The organism is Carboxylicivirga marina (assembly GCF_016612505.1).
Classification (GTDB): Bacteria; Bacteroidota; Bacteroidia; order Bacteroidales; family Marinilabiliaceae; genus Carboxylicivirga; species Carboxylicivirga marina.
The window spans coordinates 1-8549 of sequence record NZ_JAENRR010000107.1 but is presented as its reverse complement, the minus strand read 5'-3'; the positions used below and the strand labels follow the sequence as shown (position 1 = coordinate 8549).

The 8549-nt window shown below is 38.4% G+C and carries 5 protein-coding genes; all 5 read left to right on the top strand.

The window, feature by feature from the left end; translation table 11 throughout:
- The first annotated feature begins 457 nt into the window (after positions 1–457).
- The 5 genes from JIV24_RS21565 to JIV24_RS21545 all read left to right on the top strand — a co-directional run bounded on the left by JIV24_RS21565 (position 458) and on the right by JIV24_RS21545 (position 8388).
- Complete coding sequence (locus tag JIV24_RS21565; protein WP_200467162.1) at positions 458–2098, top strand: sulfatase-like hydrolase/transferase; 1641 nt, start codon at positions 458–460, stop codon at positions 2096–2098.
- A 788-nt stretch (positions 2099–2886) separates the two neighbouring features.
- Complete coding sequence (locus tag JIV24_RS21560) at positions 2887–3795, top strand: T9SS type A sorting domain-containing protein (RefSeq protein WP_200467161.1); 909 nt, start codon at positions 2887–2889, stop codon at positions 3793–3795.
- A gap of 240 nt (positions 3796–4035) precedes the next feature.
- Complete coding sequence (locus JIV24_RS21555) at positions 4036–6243, top strand: T9SS type A sorting domain-containing protein (RefSeq protein ID WP_200467160.1); 2208 nt, start codon at positions 4036–4038, stop codon at positions 6241–6243.
- Positions 6244–6496: 253 nt separating this feature from the next.
- Positions 6497–8008: a sulfatase-like hydrolase/transferase gene (locus JIV24_RS21550; protein ID WP_200467159.1), complete on the top strand. Its 1512-nt coding sequence runs from the start codon at positions 6497–6499 to the stop codon at positions 8006–8008.
- Between the two features lie 23 nt (positions 8009–8031).
- Positions 8032–8388, top strand: a complete 357-nt coding sequence (locus JIV24_RS21545) for a hypothetical protein (protein ID WP_200467158.1) — start codon at positions 8032–8034, stop codon at positions 8386–8388.
- The last annotated feature ends 161 nt before the right edge of the window (positions 8389–8549 follow it).

Here is an 8549-nt window from a genome sequence, read left to right as displayed (position 1 = left end):
AAAATAATACTGGAAATATACTTTAAAACTTATAGCATATCTCCAGTGTTTTTTAGTTCGTAAGGATTAACTAATTAGAACCTTAAGAATCTTTGTAATACCGATTGTAATCTCAAAGCTTCGCAAAGGCTCACTTTGGAAAACGATTGGTATAATATTCACATTGACTTTAAGCAGCTTGCAAATAAATCGTAAGTCTAACATCTAAAGTCTAACATGCTATTGAGGCTAACACTCCCAATAAACTGAATCCATTCCTTTCTGACTCCTGCAACATCCAACAACAAAACATCACATTAACAGCTATTCTTCTGTCACTTACAAAGCAATCACAACTCTGCTCATCAACATATTTGCACCCCTAAACTTAGTGAAACATTACTTCAAATCAATTTTGCCGTATCTCATCATACTCTATCTATTTTTGGTTTGTTCGAAACACTAAATGTAAAAGGATATGAAGGGAATATTTTGCGTTATATTGATGATGATTACCTGCGCACTTGCTTATGCGCAAAACAAGCCAAATATAATTTTAATAATGGCCGACGATTTGGGTTATGGCGATGTAGGCTTTAATGGCAACACGATTATAAAAACGCCCGAAATGGATGCCTTAGCTAATCAACATTTAAAGCTAAGCAACTTTTATGCAGGTGCACCTGTTTGCTCCCCTACCAGAGGTACATGCCTTACCGGACGACATGCTTACCGTTATGGCATTTTTGCCGCCAACGAAGGTCACTTGCCTGCGCAGGAAGTAACATTGGCAAAAATCCTAAAACAAAATGGTTATGCTACCGGCCATTTTGGAAAATGGCATATCGGAACTCTTGATCCAAATTATTCAAGTAAAGGAGAAGACAGAGATCCTGCAGCTAACTTCGCTCCACCATGGCAGCGTGATTACGATGTTTCATTCGTAACAGAGAGCTCTGTTTCTACATGGAATCCAACAAGTACAAAAGTACCATACTATTTTAATGGTCAAATTACCACCGATAACTTATTGGGCGACGACTCACGTGTGATGATGGATCGTATCATTCCGTTCATAGAAGATGCCGTGGAAAACACCACTCCATTTTTATCTGTGGTGTGGTTTCATGCCCCCCACGAACCTTTTGTGGCAGGTCCAACTTACAAAGCTATGTACGAAGGTTATTCTGAGGATGAAAAAGACTATTATGGATGTATAACGGCTATGGATGAGCAGATAGGACGCCTATACGACAAACTGGAAGAGCTGAGTATTGATGATAACACCATCATCTTCTTTTGTAGCGATAACGGCCCAGAAGGTAAAGAGCTGGATGATGGTACACTTACCAAACCTGGTGTAACAGGTGGACTACGTGGCCGTAAGCGCAGTGTTTACTGCGGTGGAACGGGTGTGCCTGCTTTTATTGTGTGGCCAGGTAAAACCGATACACCTGCTGTATCAGACTATACCTGTAGCACGCTCGATTACTTACCAACCATTATTGACGCACTGGATATTAACATGCCCGATGACCGACCTATAGATGGTATTTCGCTACTACCCATGCTTGATGGATTAGAATCAGAGCGTCCTAAAGCCCTCCCATTTATGCACAGTAGTAAGGCCTTTTGGATTGATGGTGATTTAAAGTTTATTACTAAAAACAACTGGGATGTTAACGAGGTGTATAACCTACGTGACGATCGTGCTGAGGAAACCAATCTAAAAAGCGATTATGCCAGTGAGATGGCTCAAATACAAAAAGACATAGTAGCATGGAGCAACTCATGTGCTCACAGTCATGCCGGTGGTGATTACAACGAAGCATTTACACCTGTTGATGCCTGGAAAGGTGTACCAATAGCAACCAACTTATTTGTTCCTCAAGTATTCAAAGCTAGCATCTACCCTAACCCGGCCTCGTATTACATAAGCTTAAAAAACATGACCGATATTAAGCAGGTAAAGATTTTCAACAGTATTGGCAGCTTGGTTAAAACGATTGAACAGCCTGCCCAGAAGATTAATGTTGCCTCTTTACGTAATGGTTTATATATACTAAAAGCCATCAACAACAAGGGCGAAACTTGGGTCGATAGCTTTTTAATCGAATAAGAGACCCATACGATAAATGAAAATACAAAGCCGGTAAAGACTACTCCTTACCGGCTTTGCTAATTTTATCTTTTATCGTAACAACGCTTTTCACTTTACTATGTCATTTTAGGGATATCATATTACTCCGAAACCAATTGTAATATTCTATACCTTTTTGTGTATTCTGTAAAGACAATCGCTCAATTGCAAGCCATATTACCACTCTCCCTTCATAATTCACAAAACACTGATAATTAAGACATACGAAGAGCAAGGGAAAACATAGTGATGTTTTGATCAAAACATCACTATGTTTTTAGTAAAACGTGCTTATGTTTTTGCAAAAACATAAGCACGTTTTTTTTACTACACAAAGGATAATTTTCTTAAACTTTAAAACGTATTGAATATTTGAAGATACATTGATATTTGCTTTCAAATTCACGCATACAAAATTGCAAAGAGCAAGACAATAAATTCACCTTAAAACTAACCTAAAGCACATATGCCTTTTGTGTGCTCAGAAAAGTTCTATCCGAACAATTTTAATATTCACCCCTACTATTTACTAAAACTAAATAACATATCACATTAAAAATTGATCGTCACAATGGCGTAAGTCATAGAATTCTAGCTCGTTTCACTAGTACATATTTCACACCTTCATGTAATAAATATGCTACAAACAGCAGCTTTCTCCCTCTACATTAAATGAGACTTACCATATCAGCGAATACAATGATTACATTTTAGTACTTGATATATTGTTGATTCAATATTTGATTAACAACATTAAATTCTACATTATGAAGAACTTATTTACTACTACATTTTTATTAGTATTAGCATTATCTGTTAATGCACAAATTGCTTACGTAGGCAATCCAAGCTTTGAAGAGCTTGATGTAACAACGAATACAGGTGCTAAAGGATGGACATTAGTTTTAAGCAATGGTGCGCAGGCTACAGCTTCGGTTGTTACAACAGATGCCAGCGATGGGACAAATGCCATCGAAGTGATTATTACAAATAAAGGAACAAGCTATGGTGAAGATCCATTAGTACCTAAATTTAATGACAATGTTAAGTTAGTCAGTGAAGATTTTGACTTTTCAACCGCTAACGAAGTGCCTGCCGCGGGAATCAATGCTTCTGGGGAATTTAACGTTAGAGGTACTTGTGACGTGAAACATACTTTCAGTTCAGCCATTAGCATTTCTTGGCGTCAAGTTGTTTCAATTAACGGAACTGAACAGCCTAAGTCAAACAATAAAGCTATTGCCAGCGGAAGTTGGCTTCCTATGGCAACAGATAAGAATGGAGCTCCATCCCTGATGAAAAAAAGTTTCACTTACGCCTCAACAGGAATGACCATTAGAGCAGAAATCCAAATGGGTGAGAATGTTGGTACTATTTACTTCGACAATGTAAAATCAGAAGTAACAGACGGCCAGGCAAAAGTATCAACCTCAATCGAGCAAGATGATATCAAAGATTTGGATATCAAAGTTTGGTCAAACAATCGCGCCATTAACATCAGCAACCAAGCTGGACAAGCTGGTATGGCAACAGTGTATGATTTAGGTGGCCGTCAGGTGAAGCAGGTTCAAATATCTGCTGAAATGAATACCATTAACATACCTCATGGAGGTTTATACATCGTTAAATCGGAAATCGGAAATGAGGTTTACACGAATAAAGTGGTTGTAAAATAAAACATTTACAGATAATCATTTTCAAAAGGCTTCTCAAAATTGAGAAGCCTTTTTTTATTTACACACCAGTAAATATTCCGCCTCTACTACAATACAACATTAACAATAAGTCTTTTACCAACTCCCAATTGTTCACTGCACTTTTATTGAGACCCTTGGGACTTCATTGCATCGCATAGGTCTCTGATAATTTTTAAGCTAACTACATTACACCATACGTTAAACTAACTACAATTTATTATGAGAAAATTTATACTACTAATTGGATGCCTTTTGGTATTGGCTTTTTTTATACAAAACTCGAAAGCACAAGAGAATTTAATTCTTAATGGCGACTTTGAACTATTTACTATTGATCCATCAAGACCTACGGCCGAAGACCCTAGTAATTGGAGACTATCTCACTTACATGATCGCGACTGGAAGATCAGAAAGAACAGTGGCAGTATGGATGCCTATGCGCAAAAGTGGTACGACGGCAACTTTATTGCATCCAACCAATTCACATTAGAAGCTGGCAAAGATTATCGTTTTTCATTTGATTTGAGACAAACACAAGGAGCTACTGGTGGGGGTGATATAAAAGTTATACTTAGCACAACACAGGACATAACAGGTGAGGTGGCTATACTGTATGAATCTTCAGATGTTCCATTAGATACTTGGTCAACCGCAACACCAATATTAGATTATACAGGTGATTACTACATCGTATTTACTATGACCATTCCTAATCCACCGTACGATGAAACCACCAATCCATATAGTGGCCAAAATCTAAAGTTATCCATTGATAATGTAAGCATTTCAGAAATTCTACCCGGCAAAACAACCATAACACCTACTGCCGGATGGACTACACCGGCAAGCATTTCGTCGCATGTAAACAGCGAAGTAGAGGCCGAAACAATGTTTAAATTCACCGTTACCGACGATGCTACCTCTGCCCTTCCAAGCATGTTTGACGAAATTCTTATCCCCGCCGGCTCCGGTAAACTAGGTTATAGCGATTTTTATAAAAACATGGGTGGTGCCATACTGATGGATGCTGACGACCCTACAAAATCAGTTAACGCAACAAGAACCGAGGCTGGGTTTCTTTTCTCCGGCCTTTCAACAAGTGCAGGCGAACTCGGACACGTTGCTGATGGCACTTCTAAAACTTATGAATTAAAAGTATGGTTTCCCGAATTATTAATATTGGGGGAACGTAATACTGCAACTGAGAAAGCTATTGACTTTGTAGCCAAAAGCAGCAATTTTAACTGGATAGAAGGTTCAGATGTTTTTGAACCAACACAATTGGTCGAAGCTGGAGCTATACTAATTACTGCCACTGCCGACCGACTATATATACCTTACTACAAAGAAGTATTTGCCAACACTGGATTTAAAATGGAAGTATGGACTACCAACGATGCTTTAGTTACTGACAAAGCGGCCACTCCAACGAGTGATATTTCTGTAACACTTGAGCAAGTAGGTGGTAGTGGTGTTCTTTCTTCAACAACCGGTTTAACGCAGAACTTTATCATTGATGAAGGCAAATGCATTTGGACAGATCTAAGTTACTCATTGGCCAACGATCCATTTCAAATTAAGGCTACGGCAACAGTTTATGGTAATCAAGTTACCTATACAAGCGATATGATAACGGCTGATATAGAAAAAGATTATGTAGTTGGCTGGAATTTTACGGATGACGATAACATTGCGGATATGGCTAGTTCAGCTAATACTGCCGTTACGATTGAAAGCGTAGGACCACTTGGTAATACGGACCAATACAACAAAGCGGGTAATGACATAGAAGTAGCTGGTGCTGTAGGATTTAGAGACTGGTCGGCCACTACCGAGCAATACATCGAATTTACCTTTTCAACTCTTGGGTTCGAAAACCTTGCACTTTCATCAACACAGCGAGGAGCAACTGCTAACTCCCCAAAAGATTTTCAGATACAGTATAAAATTGGTTCAGCTGGTGTTTATACTGATGTTCCAGGAGGCACTCTCGAATTAGACTTCTTCCATTGGGGAGCATCGCGCGTTAAAGGATTAGCTTTACCAGCTGAGTGTAACAACGAGGCAGAAGTATCAATCCGTTACCTGCAAACGACAGAGAACACTATACACCCAGATTTAGCAGTCAGCGCCGGAATGATTCATGCGGATGACATTTATGTGGTAGGCATAAATACAACTCCTACAGATCTTGAAAACGCCACGGTTGAAACCATCAACATCTACCCTAATCCGGTTAAGAACACTTTATTCTTAAGCAACAACAATGCAACTGCCTACACCATTTACAGTGCCAACGGCGGTGTGGTTGCCAGCGGATTGCTTAACCGCAATAGCCTCGATGCAGGTAACTTAAGCAAGGGTATTTATTTCATTAGAATAACATTAAATGACGGAAGCATTATAACAAAACCGTTTATTAAATAATATACCTCTACCATAGAATAAGAGCTTGTCATTGCGGCAAGCTCTTATTCTATGCTTTACCTTTATAACAAATCATTCATTCAATATCCTTATTATAACACGTTAATTCTTTCTTATAAAAAACACCATTCTAACACAATCCATATACATCTGGTAATCTATCACTTAAACTAATGAGACTAATAAACTCTTTCATGAGCCTCATATGCGATGTCATTTCAATAATTTGGTGCATTCATTAAATTGAGTATTCATGAACAGATTAATTTTCATCATCATCTCCTTATGTTTGACTTTGAGTGTGAATGCCCAGAAAGCAGTCAAGCGACCAAACATAGTTGTTATCTTATCCGACGATGTTGGTTTTGAAGAATTTGGTATTTACAATGTAAAAAAAGGCGAAGCATCTAACACCCCCAACATTGACGCGTTAGGTGAACAAGGCGTTTGCTTTAAAACGGCGTGGGCTCAAAGTATTTGTGGACCATCACGTTCTATGTTCTACTCGGGCAATTATGCAGCTAGCAACGGAGCGTACGATAACAAAATTTGCTGGCGACCAGGCAATGAAGCTAAAGATTTAGATCGATTTCCTAATTTCATAAAAATACTTCACGACGCTGGTTATAAAACAGCAGTAGCAGGCAAATGGCATAATCCAATTGGTGGTCATTTAGGTGCTCACAACGACCTGCTAGGAGTCGATAAATACATTGTTTGGAACAGTTATCCTGAAAAAGTAGAAGCACTAACAGGTGTTAAACTTACTCCTGATGAAAATTGGGAGATAGCAGCCATCTCACAAGAGCCCATTCTATCGCGATACTGGAAGCCTGCCTACGTGCAAAATGGTGAGGTAATGAAAACTAGTATGAAAGACTATGGTCCGGACATACTAGCTGATTTTATTTGCAATTTTATTGAAGAAAATGCACAAACCGAAGAGCCTTTTTTGGCCTTTTACCCAATGGTGCTCGCACACGGAGCACATTGTGTAACACCTATTGATGTTGCCAATGGGGCCGAAGCATCAAACCAGCATTATAAAAAAGGTACCAAAGCAGGATACGGATACTTTCTTAATCAAATACGATATGCCGATCAATTGGTTGGACAAGTTGTTAAATCAATTCATAAAGCAGGCATTGCCGATAATACCATCATCATTTATGCTTCTGATAATGGAACCACATCATCGGCCAAAGGCAAAGGTGTAGAATATGGTGTACATGTTCCATTAATGGTAGCGGGTGCTGGAATAAAGCAACGAGGCATGACCGATGAATTAATTGATTTCACCGATATTTTACCAACAATTGCTGATTTTGCTAATACTAGCATACCATCCAAGTACAATGTAGATGGTACCAGTGTCAAGCATTTTCTAACAGGCCAATCAAATGAAACTAAATCAGTAATTTACGCCCACCCCGGGGTTTCCACACTCATTCGCACTAAAGATTTTATGCTCGAAGCTGTTAGCCCATTGTATGGCTATCCTAATGGTCGTTTTTACCTAACGAATGGCAGCTACGATGGTCGTGGTTATGAAAACATTACTCACGACGAAAACTACAAGGGAGAGCGTGCTTTATTTGAGCAGTATTTACAAAATATGAACTCTAAACTACCACACTCATTTGACGATAAAATTTGGGCAGACAAAAAGCTAAAGAAAGGCCTAAAATTTTTCAATAATGAAAAACGAAAAAAGGCTCATCTTTCCTTACCCAAAGCGTACCAATTTTACGATCCAGCATTTTAATTATTCACTAAATAATAGCAGAAATGAAAAAATTACTAATTGTATTAACCATTATCCTATTGGCCATTAACGTACAGGCACAAAAGAAAAACACGCCTGAAGCAAAAGCGGAAAAAATATCAAAAGAAATGCAAACGGTTTTGGCTTTTGATCAAACAAGCTACGAAAGCGTGTATGCTTTACAATTGAAACATTTTACTAAAGAAAAAGAGCTTAAAGCTACCAGTAATGATGACAAGGAAGCTCTGAAAGCTGGTAAAAAAGAAATTATGCAAGCCATGAATCTACAATTAAAAGAACTCCTCGGCAAAGAGGAAATTCAAAAGTGGCAAGCACATGTCAAAGCTAAAAAGAAGAAGAAAGATACGCCGAAAGCATAGCATCTTTGAGTATTTTAAAATAGCCCCTTTAGTTTATCGGAAACACTAAAGGGGTTGTTATTTCAATAAAAAACAAAGAATGATTGGGTGCAGATCTTTCATTACGCAAATTTGATCAAAAATTGCTCCCGCCTGTTAGTATGTAAACAACTAAATATTAA

Bases quoted from the DNA above. Each gene is read 5' to 3' on its own strand.
- JIV24_RS21565 (WP_200467162.1), top strand. From the start codon at position 458: ATGAAGGGAATATTTTGCGTTATATTGATGATGATTACCTGCGCACTT.
- JIV24_RS21560 (WP_200467161.1), top strand. From the start codon at position 2,887: ATGAAGAACTTATTTACTACTACATTTTTATTAGTATTAGCATTATCT.
- JIV24_RS21555 (WP_200467160.1), top strand. From the start codon at position 4,036: ATGAGAAAATTTATACTACTAATTGGATGCCTTTTGGTATTGGCTTTT.
- JIV24_RS21550 (WP_200467159.1), top strand. From the start codon at position 6,497: ATGAACAGATTAATTTTCATCATCATCTCCTTATGTTTGACTTTGAGT.
- JIV24_RS21545 (WP_200467158.1), top strand. From the start codon at position 8,032: ATGAAAAAATTACTAATTGTATTAACCATTATCCTATTGGCCATTAAC.